The sequence below is a fragment of the Yersinia sp. 2466 StPb PI genome (assembly GCF_041538325.1).
Classification (GTDB): Bacteria; Pseudomonadota; Gammaproteobacteria; order Enterobacterales; family Enterobacteriaceae; genus Yersinia; species Yersinia enterocolitica_E.
The window spans coordinates 3,263,590-3,277,794 of sequence record NZ_JAULSL010000001.1; the positions used below are offsets into that span (position 1 = coordinate 3,263,590).

Here is a 14,205-nt window from a genome sequence, read left to right on the forward strand (position 1 = left end):
GCCGGCCCTCCTGTTCAAGCGCGCTTTTCGCCGCCGTCCATGGCGGCTCACTCGGGCCATCGTCTTTGTCGGTAATCTTCCTAATTGCGCTCAACGTCAAAATCAAAACCATTGTTTTTAGGTTTTGAAGTTTAAAAGCACATTTGAGCTGCCGAGTGAAGAGTGTAGCAAGGGAAATCCGCCATGGACGGCGGGTTTAGGCGTCACGCGGAGGGACCCGCGTAAAGCCGTCCCGCCAGCGAAATGATGAGTGAGGGGACCCGCGAAGTGGGCAAGCGATACGTGCGCTAGCGCAGGGGTTCCAAGGGGGTTACGCGCTTGTAACCCCTTTGGCGGTTGAGGCGCAGGAGGTCAAGTGAACACCGATCTCATGTCAACCGAACCGAAAATCTGGACGACTATCAACCGAAACCTGATCCGCTCTGCGGTTCACATGCCCGAAGCTAAGTCAGCCGTAAAGTTATATCAACCGAACCGGATCATCTAATCAATATCAACCGGCGCTCCCAAGGAGCGCCTCCCTTGACCCCGCCGCGCCGCCAACCACAACCCGCTGTTCTTCATAGCGTAGCCAAATACCACCCCGACTAACAATGAAGCAACCACCAGCTTCCAATGACCATTACCGGCAAAAGTAGCGCAAGCGCCGATAAAAGTACCTGGAACAAATGATAACCACTGTTGGCAGGCCTGGATGCACATCAAAAACGCCACAAGCCCTGTTAAAACATACCCAAGGATGGTCCATTCCGGTTGCAAGGCACTGCCCTGGATAATCATCATCGCCCAGAACACCCCGCTCAGGCAGGTTAACAGCGTAATCAGTAATCCTTTTAAACCACCTTGTGGGCAAGCGAAATAGGCGGTACAGCCAAGGAAACCAGCCCAACTGATTAGCCCTAAACTGACCGCTACCCAGCCCCAGACACCCGAGAGAATGCCGGTGGTAATGGCAATCATCAGAATAATGTTCATCAGTGTTACCTGCGCGAAAGTATCAAAGCAATATCGATTGAGTGAAAGTCGAGCAGTTTACCTGAATTGATGAGCAATATTCCGTATTTTTGTCACGAAAATATAAATATTGTTGTTATCATTACATTTGTAATGTGATCAAAGTCACACAATAAACACTATGCATAATTTGGAAGCGCGATACACGCGCGTTTATTAAAAATTTGCTTATCACCATTTGCGGTCCATTCGCTAAAATAACCCTTTTCATTAGCATATGGTGTTATTTGTGTTTGGAAATTAAAAATATTGAAAAGCAGTCTATTAGTAAGTACCTCAGGGTCGCAATCTAAAAAAGACACTCCGTTTTTTATAGATTGATAGTACTGAATGACTCTCTCTGAGATAACCGCATTAATATCAGCCTGCCCATGATTATCTTTAATACAAAACTTCAGCGCTTTAGTTAGCGGGTTTCTATTTACCCAATTATCAATATTGATATCATCTATTTTTAAGTCAGATGCTGTGCCAATGAAATGATTAATGATGACTTTATTTAGCAATTCGCCAGCTTTAATATAAATATCACTGCCTTCATCTATTTTTTTCTGCAAAATATTCAAAGAGTTAATTGCAGAAATGTTAACCTTGTCGATTAAGTCAACATAAGGGTTTCTCATATATGTATCATTTTTATTTGTAATTAAATATGCATTTTCTATCATCGCCATATTGAATTTTTCATCTCCCTTCGCCCTATCAAGCAAGAAGTTGATTGTTTCTTTATCTTTAAAAAAACCGGCCGTTGGAACTATTTCATCTGATAGCGATAAAAAATCATCCATAGAATCATATTTTGTATAAGAGTTATTATCATTAATTGATGGAGGTGAAGGTATACAGCACAACATAAATATCCTTAAGAATAGAGTGAAATAATCACTGATAAAGATATCTCAAAAAAATGTGTTCACCGCTCCATGTTTTACCCCACCCCCACCTTAAATAACATTAATTTCAGCACCGGGTAAAAAAACAAAACCCCCTGCGCGTTTCGGCTAACAGGGGGTTTGGGAACAGGCTTAACAATCAATTACATCAGTGGCTGAGCCATCTGAACCAGCGAGATCAACGGCTGCGGGTAAATACCCAGGAACAGCACCAAAATCGCAGAAATCAGCACCACCACACCGCCAGCAGTCAATGCCCAGTTGCTTGGTGTGTCACGCACCAGTGTTTCCGGCGCGCTGAGGAACAGGCTCACCGTCACACGCAGATAGTAGTACAGGCCGATGGCACTGCCTAAGACCACCGCACCGGTCAACCACCACAGGTTGGCGCTGACACCCATTGCGACCACAAAGAACTTACCGATAAAGCCCAACGTCATTGGGATACCGGCCAGTGATAGCATCATTACGGTCATCACCGCCGACAGAATCGGTTTATGCCAGAACAGACCACGATAAGAGAACAGCGATTCTGCATCCGGGCCTTTATACGGGCTGGACATCAAGCTAACCACACCGAACGCACCCAAGCTGCTGAACAGGTAACCGGCCAGATAAACACCGACGGTTTCCAGTGCCAACTGATGGGTCTGCACCGCCACCAGCGCAATCAGCAAGTAGCCAAGGTGCGCGATAGAAGAGTAACCCAGCAGACGCTTGATGTTGGTCTGGCTGATAGCCATTAAGTTACCGAACAGTATTGATGCCACCGCAATCAAGGAGAGCACCAAACGCACCGCTTCACTGTCGGCGGCCGGCGCGTACAGGAACAAGCGCATGACTACCGCAAAGATGGCAATCTTACTGGCGGTCGCCAGGAAGGTAGATACCGGAGCGGGAGCACCCTGATACACATCCGGCGTCCACAGTTGGAACGGCACCAGCGACAACTTAAAGCCAAGACCAACAATCATCATCCCGAGGCCCGCCAGAATCAACGGCTGGTGGATAGCGGAGTCACTTAGGCTCTTGCCCAGACCGGCGAAAGACAAACTGCCAGACTCAGCATACAGCAGCGCCATCCCGAACAGCAGGAATGACGATGCCGCCGCAGACAGCAGCATGTATTTGATACTAGCTTCCAGTGAACGCTTCTGGCGATAGGCATAACCAATCAGGCCAAACAGCGGCAGGGAGATAAGCTCAATACCCAGGAACAGCGACGCCAGATGGTTGGCACTGGCTAACAGAATGCCGCCCATGGTGGCAATCAGCACCAACAGGTAGAACTCTTCGCGGTTATCTGGATAGCCATTCAACCAAGGATAAGCAAAGGTGCTGGTTGCCAGGCTGGCAACAATCACCAGCCCGGTATAGAACATCGCATAGCCGTCAATCCGCATCAGCGGCGTGACATCCATCGGCCCGACCTGGCCGACAAAATAGAGTGACAGCAGCGCCAGGTTAAGCCCGATGACCGTCAGGGTGGCGTTAATAAAGTGATCGCGTCGCCACGCAATGGAGAGCATCACAACCACCACCGTCAATCCGACGATCAACAGCGGTAGCATTGCGATCAGTTGTTGAGGAGTTATTGTCATGGCGAATTACGGCCTTGTTGTTATAAGTGATTGAGCTGGAATAGATGAAGCATTGAACCACTGCTGTACATTACTCATCGCAGCATGGGAGGTATCAAGAATCGGCTGCGGGTAAACCCCCAGCAACACTAATAACACCACTAACAGCAGGATGATGGACAGTTCCCTTGCGCTCATGCCCGGTAACGCTTCTTGTGATTTTGGCGCACCGTAATAAGCACGCTGCATCATGATAAGCGAATAAACCGAAGCAAAGACCAGACCAAAGGTAGAGATCACGGTAATCACCGGAACCACCTGGAAGCTGCCAAACAGGATCATAAACTCGCCGACGAAGTTACCGGTGCCCGGCATCCCCAGTGTCGCTACCGCGAAGAACAGCGATAGTGCAGGCAAGTATTTGATTCGGCCCCACAGGCCGCCCATCTGACGCATGTCACGGGTATGCAGGCGCTCATACAACTGACCACAGATGATGAACATACCGGCGGCAGACAAGCCGTGGGCAATCATCTGGATAACCGCACCTTGATAAGCCAGTTGGCTGCCGGTATAGATGGCAATCAATACAAAGCCCATGTGCGACACGCTGGTATAAGCAATCAGGCGTTTGATATCAGTCTGGCAGAAGGCCATCCACGCACCGTAGAAGATACCGATGACACCTAACCACATGGCGATAGGTGCAAACTCATGAGAGGCGTTCGGGAACAGCGGCAGACTAAAGCGCAGCAAACCATAAGCTGCGGTTTTCAGCAAAATCCCCGCCAGGTCAACAGAACCTGCGGTGGGTGCCTGACTGTGTGCATCTGGCAACCAGCCGTGCAGTGGCACAACCGGCATTTTTACCGCAAAGGCGATAAAGAAGCCCAGCATCAGCAGATATTCCACATTGTGGGACATCGGCGTCTTCAACAGATCTTCGTAGTTGAAGGTCCAGATACCGGTGGCGTTGTAGTGCACAAACACCAACCCCAAAATGGCAATCAACATGATAAGACCGCTGGCCTGGGTATAGATGAAGAACTTGGTTGCTGCCGCGATACGGGTTTTACCGTCTGATGCTTTGTGACCCCACAAGGCAATCAAGAAGTACATCGGCACCAACATCATTTCCCAGAAGAAGAAGAACAGGAACATGTCGATGGCGAGGAACACGCCGATAACCCCACCCAGAATCCACAACAGATTCAGGTAGAAGAAGCCCTGGTTGCGCTGAATTTCACGCCACGAACAGAGGATAGCCAGCACACCTAGCAGGCCGGTTAGCACCACCATCAGCAGTGATAACCCATCCAGCGCCAGATGGAATTCAATACCAAACCGTGGGATCCACGGCAAGATGAACTCTGATTGCCACTGCGGTATACCCGCCGGGTTAACCAGTGAATAGTTGCCCTGCCCCCATAACAGCAGAGAGAGCACCAATGTCAGCCCCATCGCGAATAGCGCTATCCAACGCGGTACCTTAGTACCGAAGCGCTCACACTGCCAAGACAGCAGGCCGCCGATAAAGGGGAGAAGAATTAGCCAAGGTAATAGCATGGCGTTTTGTGTCCCTAATTAAACGAAAAGCAACAGAGCCAGTACGACGACTGCACCCAAACCCATAGACGCGACATACCAACGCACCTGTCCATTTTCACTGAGCGTCAAACCGCGATTACTCCAGCGCGAAAGTATCGCCGGGGTATTCATCAGTGAGTTCAGCGGATCACGCTGCAATAGCCTTGCAATCCACAAATACGGGCGGACAAACACATTGTGGTACAGCCAGTCGAAGCCCCACGCATGGAACCACCAGACCGTAAAGAAGCGGCCCGGCGCACTTTGCGCGATGCTGTTGACCAACTGACGCTTGCCCAGATAGAGTGCCGCAGCCAGTGCAATCCCGATAACCACTAACACGCCTGAGAAGATTTCCAGTGGCATTTTACCCTCTTCACCGAAGTGAAGCTCTGGCAACACACCCGCCAGCGGTGGTGTTATCAGCGCGCCGACGAAAGTCGACAGCACCAGCAACACAATCAGCGGCAGGCTGTGAGCTACCCCTTTAACCGGATGCGCTTTGGTTTTTGGCTCGCCGTGGAACACAATGAAAATCATACGGAAGGTATACAGCGCGGTGAGGAATGCCCCAACCAGCCCGGCGACCATCAGATTGATATGGCCACTGGCCAATGCGCCCCACAGAATTTCGTCTTTACTGTAGAAGCCTGCGGTAACCACTGGCAGTGCAGCCAATGCCGCGCCACCTACCAGGAAGCAGATATAAACCAATGGGATCGTCTTGCGCAGACCACCCATTTTGAAAATATTCTGCTCGTGGTGACAGGCCAGAATCACTGAACCCGAAGAGAGGAACAGTAACGCTTTAAAGAAGGCATGGGTCATCAGGTGGAAGATAGCCGCATCCCACGCCTGAACGCCCAGCGCCAGGAACATGTAGCCAATCTGGCTCATGGTGGAATAAGCCAGCACCCGCTTGATGTCGGTTTGTACCAGCGCGGCAAAGCCTGCCAGCACTAGGGTTACCGCGCCGATAATACCCACTAAATGCAGCACTTCAGGCGCCATCAGGAACAAGCCGTGGGTACGCGCAATCAGGTAGACACCTGCAGTCACCATGGTTGCCGCATGGATAAGCGCGGAGACCGGGGTTGGGCCTGCCATTGCATCGGCCAACCAGGTTTGTAACGGCAACTGTGCCGATTTACCCACCGCACCACCGAGCAACATCAGCGTCGCCCAGGTAATGGCAGTAGAGCCCATTTCCAGTTTCTGCGGTGCCAATACCATCAGCTCGCGAATATTCAGCGTACCCAGTTCTTGATAAAGGATGAACAGGGCAATGGCGAGGAATACGTCACCAACGCGGGTCACGATAAAGGCTTTCATCGCCGCCGCGCCGTTGGCAGGATTGGTGTAGTAGAAACCGATCAGCAGGTAACTGCACAGACCCACCCCTTCCCAACCCAGATACATCAGCATCAGGTTATCTGCCAACACCAAAATCACCATGCTGGCGATAAACAAGTTGGTGTAGGCGAAGAAACGAGAATAACCCTCCTCCCCACGCATATACCAAGAGGCATACATATGAATCAGGAAACCCACGCCGGTGACCACAGACAACATGGTCAGCGACAGGCCATCCAGTGTCAGGGTCAACGGAATGTTGAAGGTGCCAACCGACATCCAGTTCCACAACGTCTGGTTAAAGACTTGGACACCGGTGGCCTTTTGGCTAAGAAAATCCACTGCAACATACAGTGTGACCAACGCCGTCAGGCCAATCGATCCCACCCCGACCGTGGCTGAGGTATTTTCAGACCAGCGCCCACGGGAGAATGCCAACAGCAAGAAGCCCAGCAGTGGCAGCAGAATTGTTAAATATAATAGGTTCATCCGCGCATCTCACTGACTGTATCGATATTCAGAGTATGACGGCGACGATATAGCTGTAACAGCAATGCCAAGCCAATACTGGCCTCCGCTGCTGCCAGCGTGATCGCCAGGATATACATCACCTGACCGTCAGCCTGACCCCAATAACTGCCCGCCACAACAAAGGCGAGCGCCGCTGCGTTGATCATCACTTCAAGGCTTATCAGCATAAACAACAGATTGCGACGAATCAGCAACCCCGTCAGCCCTAGCACAAACAGTATGGCCGCCAGAATCAGGCCATGTTGTAGAGGGATCATACTTGTTCCTCCGTTTTTCTTTTCGCGCTGTCGCTCGCGCCCATCACGTCACCCGGCTTATGTTCGCGCCCGATATGGAAGGCAACCACCAGACCGGCCAGCAACAACATTGACGCCAGTTCAACTGCCAGCACATAAGGACCAAACAGGCTGATACCCACAGCTTTGGCATCGACCATTTCACCGCTAATACCGGAATCAGTCACTGAACTGATGGCATAAATCAGTACCGACAGCAGCACCAGTGCTAGCAAGCCGGGGCCAATCCACAAACTCGGTTTCAGCCAGTCGCGCTCTTGTTGTTCGACGTTGCCCAAGTTCAGCATCATCACCACGAACACGAACAGCACCATAATGGCCCCGGCGTAGACGATGATTTCCAGCGCACCGGCGAAATAAGCACCCAGCGAGAAAAACACCGCCGAGATAGCCAGTAAAGAGATAATTAGGTACAGCAGCGCATGTACCGGGTTGGTGTGAGTGATGACGCGAATAGTCGCCACCACTGCCACCAATGCTGCAATATAAAATGCAAATTCCATGGAAAGCGGCTCCTAAGGCATCAGACCTTTAACGTCAATCGGTTTGGCTTCGTTTTCGGCTTCGCCTTTCTGCTTGCCGTCTACTGCCATACCGGACATCCGGTAGAAGTTATATTCAGGATATTTACCCGGGCCGGAGATCAACAAGTCTTCTTTCTCATACACCAGATCCTGACGCTTAAATTCACCCATTTCGAAATCCGGTGTTAGCTGGATAGCAGTTGTTGGGCAAGCCTCTTCACACAAACCACAGAAAATGCAGCGGGAGAAGTTGATACGGAAGAACTCAGGATACCAGCGGCCATCTTTGTGCTCAGCTTTCTGTAATGAGATACAGCCAACCGGACAAGCAACAGCACACAGATTACAAGCAACGCAGCGCTCTTCACCGTCAGGGTCACGCGTTAACACGATACGACCACGGTAGCGCGGCGGCAGGTAAACCGGCTCTTCAGGATACATTTGGGTTTCACGCTTGTGGAAGGCATGAAGGCCAATCATCCACAGGCTGCGCACTTGGGTGCCGAAACCAACCACTAACTCTTTCAACGTCATGGTTCATTCACCCCTTATTGAGCGTTGTACAAAATGACCGCGGCAGTCGCCAGCAGATTCAGCAGGGTCAACGGCAGGCAAACTTTCCAGCCGAATGACATCACTTGGTCATAACGTGGGCGCGGCAAGGATGCACGGATCAGAATGAACATCACCATGAAGAAAGCCGTTTTCAGCGCAAACCAGATAAATGGCGGCAGGAACGGACCTTGCCAACCACCGAAGAACAGAGTGACTATCAGAGCAGAGACGGTCACGATACCGATATATTCACCGACGAAGAACAGACCGAATTTCATACCGGAATATTCAATGTGGTAACCATCGGCCAGCTCTTGTTCAGCTTCTGGCTGGTCAAAGGGATGACGGTGACATACTGCAACACCCGCAATGGCAAAGGTCAGAAAACCAAAGAATTGCGGAATCACATTCCAGACGTGTTCCTGAGAGTTAACAATATCCTGCATATTGAACGAACCCGCCTGTGCGACTACGCCCATCAATGATAAGCCGAGGAACACTTCGTAGCTCAGGGTTTGCGCAGATGCACGCATCGCCCCTAACAGAGAATATTTGTTATTACTGGACCAACCGGCAAACAGCACGGCATATACCGTCAGCCCGGCCATCATCAGAAAGAACAGAATACCGATATTAAGATCCGCAACCGCCCAGGTCGGGCTGACCGGGACGATGGCGAAAGAGAGCAGTAGTGAGGTAAAGGCAATCACCGGGGCCAATGTAAAGATAGCCTTGTCGGAGAAGCGCGGAACCCAGTCCTCTTTGAAGAACATTTTGATCATGTCAGCAACCAACTGCAATGACCCGCCCCAACCGACACGGTTTGGCCCGTAACGGTTCTGGAACAAGCCCAGCAGGCGGCGCTCGCCGAAGCTCATAAATGCGCCGCAGGTCACCACCACCAACAGAATCACTACCGCTTTCAGGACAGAGATTAAAATCTCAATCAATTCAGGGGTAAACCAGCTCATAATACTGCCTCCCGCAGATTCTCAACACGCGCACCCACCATAATCGGCGGAATGCCCGGTAAGCCAAGCGGCAAGCCGACCTGACCCCGAGCCAAGGTTTCACTCAGGCGCACTGGCAGACGCAATGTCTGACCGGCACAGTTGAATTCCACCAGCGTACCGAGGTTAACCCCGAGCGTTGCAGCATCGGCTGGATTGACCATCACATAAGGTGCTGGCATGCGCTGCTGGATGACATCTGAGCGCTGCGACATCTCTTCACTACCAAACAAATGGTAGTAAGGGGCAATCTGCCAGCCATCAACCTGAGCGGTAAAGGCTGCCGGTACTGAATCAAAGTAACCGAGCGTCCCCTCACCTGCTTCAATCAGGCGCACACCCGGATCACCAAAGCGCAAGCTCCCCCCCACTTCAGCCTGGAATTTGTTCCATGCCTGCGGTGAGTTCCAGCCCGGTGCCCAAGCAAATGGGATCTGCTGACGATCGGCCAATGGGCTGTTGTTCCCTTCCATTGAGAAAGCGAACGGCGTGTCGATATCCTGTGGCTGACGCGGTTCATGCACACTGATATCCGCGCGCATAGCCGTGCGGCCACTGTAACGGATAGGTGAACGCGCCAGTTTCTGACCACGAATACGGAAGGTCGCATCCGGTGCCGCTTCAACAATACCTTCCAACTGTGGTAATGCGCGAACACAAGCCGCAATCACGTGATCCAGTTGCGTCCAGTCTACATGGCGACTGGTATAAGTTGAATGCAAGGAGTGCAACCAGCGCCAGCTTTCCAGCATGATGCTGTTGTTTTCCGGTTTTTTCGGGTCGTCGTAATAGGTTGGATCGTAAACCTGGAAGAAACGCTGAGCGCGGCCTTCCTGATTGACCAGCGTACCGTCGCTTTCAGCAAAGCTGGCGGCAGACAGAATCAAGTCTGCTTTTGCCATGATTGCGGTGCGTTGATGATCAACCACGATCACGTTGGCTGCTTGCTCCAGCGCGGCGTCAACTTTGTCTTGCGCCGCATGGCGATAGAGGTCGTTCTCCATCACGATAACGCTGTCAGCATCACCACAGGTCAGCAATTCCAGCGCGCTATCCAGTGAGCCGCCGCCAATCATGGTCAAGCCGATGCTGTTCGCTGCACTGGCAACAAAGGTGATACCCACATCAGAGCCACGGCTTTTCAGCGCGGTTGCCACGTTAGCTGCCGCAGCAATGATGGCTTCGCTGCCTGCATTGCTGCCGGTCACGATCAGTGGTTTCTTCGCGCCCGCCAGAGCCTGCACGATGATATCCACTTTGCCTTTCAGCGCAGGGTCCAGATCCGTGACCGCCGGTGACGACGCATCCAGCGCGTTAGCGATAGCAAAGCCTAAACGTGCCTGATCATCCACCGGTGCGCGGTAGTTCCACGCCGCGATATCATCCATACGGGTGTTATCAACGTTAGTGATAAACAGCGGATGTTTAGCGTGCTGACCGATATTCATAATCGCCGCGATTTGCCAGTCAGCCACTTTCTGTGCGGCGGCCATTTCACGGGCTTTACCTTTCACCGCCTGACGGACAGACAGTGCGATACGTGCGCCAGTCTGGGTCAAATCTTCACCCAGAATCAGCACCGCATCATAGCTTTCAATCTCGCGCAGCGATGGTGTGTAAACCCCACCTTCTTGCAGCACTTTCAGCATCAATTGCAGGCGTTGTTGTTCACTCGCGGCAATGCCGGTATAGAAGTTTTCCGCACCGACCAGCTCGCGTAACGCAAAGTTACTTTCCAGGCTGGCACGCGGTGAACCGATACCGATGGTTTTCTTCGCCTGACGTAGAATATCCGCCGCGCCCTGCATTGCCTGTTCGGCATTCAGGTGGATCCAGTCATTACCACGCAATTGTTGTGGCTGACGTGGGCGGTCTTTCAGGTTGACATAGCCATAGCCAAAGCGGCCACGGTCACACAAAAAGTAGTGGTTGACGCTGCCGTTGTAGCGGTTCTCGATGCGGCGCAATTCACCATAGCGTTCGCCAGGGCTGGTGTTACACCCCACACTGCACTGCTGGCAGATACTTGGCGCAAACTGCATATCCCATTTACGGTTATAACGTTCGGAATGGGTTTTATCGGTGAATACCCCGGTCGGGCACACTTCTACTAGGTTGCCAGAGAACTCGCTTTCCAGCGTGCCACTCTCAGTACGACCAAAGTAGACGTTGTCGTGCGCGCCATAAACACCCAGATCGGTGCCATCAGCGTAATCTTTGTAGTAACGCACACAACGATAACAGGCGATACAGCGGTTCATTTCATGTGAGATGAACGGACCGAGATCCTGATTCTGATGAGTACGTTTACTGAAGCGATAGCGGCGGAAACTGTGTCCGGTCATCACTGTCATATCTTGCAGATGACAGTTACCCCCTTCTTCACAGACCGGGCAATCGTGTGGGTGGTTAGTCATCAACCATTCAACCACACTCTCACGGAACGCTTTGGCTTCGCCGTCATCAATGGAAATAAAGGTTCCATCGGTGGCCGGGGTCATACAGGACATGACCAAACGCCCACGGGTATCATCGGCGTTTTGGTATTGCTTTACCGCACATTGGCGGCAAGCACCGACGCTTCCCAGCGCCGGATGCCAGCAAAAGTAAGGAATATCGAGTCCCAGGGAGAGACAAGCTTGTAACAGGTTGTCGGCCCCGTTTACGTCGTATTCTTTGCCGTCTACATGTATCGTAGCCATATGCATGCTTCCAAGTGGCCTGAAATAACCGTCATTCTTTACGCTGCTGCTGTGTTGGCTGCCGTCGTTCACACCGGTCATTTAGTTCACTAAACTCCCGGCGTTTCTCTTCGTTGCCGCCTTGCCGCCACGCAAATTATTTGGTTATTTTTCAAGCGTTAATTATAAAAACTTTCTTATTGGGTACACTGAGAGGCTACATTCAACGTATCTCATATATTACCCAAAGTATCACCAGCGCGCTTTTAATAGGTTCGGTTGAATACCGGCTATGGCTCGGGTATTGCCATAGTCTTTACTTGCGATCCCGGCTTCGAATTCTTCGCGGAAATATTTGATAGCACTTTGTAGTGGTTCAACCGCGCCCGGCGCGTGAGCACAGAAGGTTTTGCCCGGCCCCAAGAAGCGGCAAAGTTGTTCCAGCGTCTCAATGTCGCCCGGCTGACCTTCGCCGCGCTCCAATGCACGCAAGATCTTCACGCTCCACGGCAACCCATCGCGGCAAGGGGTACACCAGCCGCAGGATTCACGGGAAAAGAACTCTTCCAGATTGCGCACCAGCGGCACCATACCGATTTCATGGTCTACCGCCATCGCCAGTGCAGTGCCTAACCGGCTACCTGCTTTGGCAATATTCTCGAAGTCCATCGGTAAATCCAGATGATCAGCGGTCAGGAAGTCGGTCCCTGCCCCACCCGGCTGCCAGGCTTTGAACTTCAAGCCATCGCGCATACCACCCGCGTAATCTTCCAAAATTTCACGCGCCGAAATACCAAATGGCAGTTCCCACAGACCTGGGTTTTTCACCCGGCCAGAGAAGCCCATCAGTTTGGTACCGGCATCGTTACTCTTACCCGCCGTGATCCCCTGATACCAGTCAACGCCGTGCTCAAGAATGGCCGGAACGTTACACAGGGTTTCAACGTTATTGACGCAAGTCGGTTTGCCCCATACCCCGGACGATGCGGGGAAAGGCGGCTTGGAACGTGGATTGGCGCGGCGGCCTTCCAGCGAGTTAATCAGGGCGGTTTCTTCACCACAGATATAACGGCCAGCACCGGTATGAACAATCAGTTCAAAATCAAAACCGCTGCCCATGATGTTTTTGCCCAGCAAGCCGGCTTCGGTTGCTTCGCTAATCGCACGGCGCAAATGCACGGCAGCTTCGATATATTCGCCACGCAGGAAGATGTAGCCGCGGTAAGCTTTCAGCGCAAATGCACTGATCAACATCCCTTCCACCAGCAGATGAGGCAATTGCTCCATTAGCAGACGGTCTTTATAGGTACCCGGCTCCATTTCATCGGCGTTACACAGCAGATAGCGGATGTTCATGCTTTCGTCTTTTGGCATCAGGCTCCACTTTAAACCGGTGGAAAAGCCTGCGCCGCCGCGCCCTTTCAGGCCAGCGTCTTTTACCAAATTAACAACATCAGGGGCTGCCATGCCTTTTAACGCTTTTTCAGCACCCAAGTAGCCGTTTTTGCTGCGATATTCATCCAGCCATACCGGCTGTTTGTCATCGCGCAAACGCCAGGTCAGCGGATGCATTTCTGGCGTGCGAATAACCTCTTTGGTAAAACCCGAATTAGTTGTCATGGATATTGCTCCAGTAACTTCTCAATATCTTCAGGTTTCAGATAGCTGTGGGTATCGTCGTCGATCATCATGGTCGGACCGCGATCACAGTTGCCCAAGCAGCAGGTTGGCAGCAGCGTAAAGCGGCCATCAAACGTGGTCTGGCCCGGCTCAATACTGAGTTTCTTCGAAATCGCGGCCTGAATCCCTTGATAACCGGTGATGTGGCACACCACGCTGTCACAATAACGGATCACATGGCGCCCAACCGGCTGACGGAAGATCTGACTGTAGAATGTGGCCACACCTTCGACATCGCTGGCCGGGATACCCAGCACTTCAGCAATGGCGTGAATCGCCCCATCCGGCACCCAACCACGTTGTTTCTGCACAATTTTCAGTGCTTCGATCGACGCGGCGCGGGCATCTTCGTAATGGTGTTTTTCATGCTCGATAGCATCACGTTCTTCAGCACTCAACTCAAAAACTTCAGTTGTGGTCGCCGGTTCAGCCGCATTGACTGCCAGATCCACCACATTTTGGCTTTCGTTATGATTCTGAGTCTCTTTTTGGTAGCTCATA

At 51.8% G+C, this 14,205-nt stretch carries 12 protein-coding genes; all 12 read right to left on the reverse strand.

Annotation, left to right across the window (positions count from 1 at the left end):
• Positions 1–483: 483 nt before the first annotated feature.
• The 12 genes from Q2T72_RS14775 to nuoE all read right to left on the reverse strand — a co-directional run bounded on the left by Q2T72_RS14775 (position 484) and on the right by nuoE (position 14,204).
• Entirely contained in the window at positions 484–975 is a 492-nt protein-coding gene (locus tag Q2T72_RS14775) for a DUF1097 domain-containing protein (RefSeq protein WP_372569376.1), read from the reverse strand.
• A 158-nt stretch (positions 976–1,133) separates the two neighbouring features.
• Complete coding sequence (locus tag Q2T72_RS14780; protein ID WP_102970379.1) at positions 1,134–1,802, reverse strand: hypothetical protein; 669 nt, start codon at positions 1,800–1,802, stop codon at positions 1,134–1,136.
• 248 nt (positions 1,803–2,050) lie between these two features.
• Entirely contained in the window at positions 2,051–3,508 is a 1,458-nt protein-coding gene (gene nuoN / locus Q2T72_RS14785; RefSeq protein WP_083158263.1) for an NADH-quinone oxidoreductase subunit NuoN, read from the reverse strand.
• Between the two features lie 6 nt (positions 3,509–3,514).
• Positions 3,515–5,053: an NADH-quinone oxidoreductase subunit M gene (gene nuoM / locus Q2T72_RS14790; protein WP_372569377.1), complete on the reverse strand. Its 1,539-nt coding sequence runs from the start codon at positions 5,051–5,053 to the stop codon at positions 3,515–3,517.
• A gap of 18 nt (positions 5,054–5,071) precedes the next feature.
• Positions 5,072–6,916: an NADH-quinone oxidoreductase subunit L gene (nuoL, locus tag Q2T72_RS14795; RefSeq protein ID WP_083158261.1), complete on the reverse strand. Its 1,845-nt coding sequence runs from the start codon at positions 6,914–6,916 to the stop codon at positions 5,072–5,074.
• Complete coding sequence (gene nuoK / locus Q2T72_RS14800; RefSeq protein WP_032815102.1) at positions 6,913–7,215, reverse strand: NADH-quinone oxidoreductase subunit NuoK; 303 nt, start codon at positions 7,213–7,215, stop codon at positions 6,913–6,915. The genes nuoL and nuoK overlap by 4 nt, the downstream gene beginning before the upstream one ends.
• Positions 7,212–7,757, reverse strand: a complete 546-nt coding sequence (nuoJ, locus tag Q2T72_RS14805; protein WP_372569378.1) for an NADH-quinone oxidoreductase subunit J — start codon at positions 7,755–7,757, stop codon at positions 7,212–7,214. The genes nuoK and nuoJ overlap by 4 nt, the downstream gene beginning before the upstream one ends.
• Before the next feature lie 12 nt (positions 7,758–7,769).
• Complete coding sequence (gene nuoI / locus Q2T72_RS14810; RefSeq protein WP_005191305.1) at positions 7,770–8,312, reverse strand: NADH-quinone oxidoreductase subunit NuoI; 543 nt, start codon at positions 8,310–8,312, stop codon at positions 7,770–7,772.
• Positions 8,313–8,326: 14 nt separating this feature from the next.
• The gene (nuoH, locus tag Q2T72_RS14815; RefSeq protein ID WP_049613037.1) at positions 8,327–9,304 is read right to left on the reverse strand and encodes an NADH-quinone oxidoreductase subunit NuoH; all 978 of its coding nucleotides are present in this window, start codon (positions 9,302–9,304) and stop codon (positions 8,327–8,329) included.
• The gene (gene nuoG / locus Q2T72_RS14820; RefSeq protein WP_372569379.1) at positions 9,301–12,045 is read right to left on the reverse strand and encodes an NADH-quinone oxidoreductase subunit NuoG; all 2,745 of its coding nucleotides are present in this window, start codon (positions 12,043–12,045) and stop codon (positions 9,301–9,303) included. Before nuoG ends, nuoH begins: the two co-directional genes overlap by 4 nt.
• A 231-nt stretch (positions 12,046–12,276) precedes the next feature.
• Positions 12,277–13,644, reverse strand: a complete 1,368-nt coding sequence (gene nuoF, locus Q2T72_RS14825; RefSeq protein WP_050132658.1) for an NADH-quinone oxidoreductase subunit NuoF — start codon at positions 13,642–13,644, stop codon at positions 12,277–12,279.
• Positions 13,641–14,204, reverse strand: a complete 564-nt coding sequence (gene nuoE, locus Q2T72_RS14830; protein WP_227746524.1) for an NADH-quinone oxidoreductase subunit NuoE — start codon at positions 14,202–14,204, stop codon at positions 13,641–13,643. Before nuoE ends, nuoF begins: the two co-directional genes overlap by 4 nt.
• Position 14,205 lies beyond the last annotated feature (1 nt).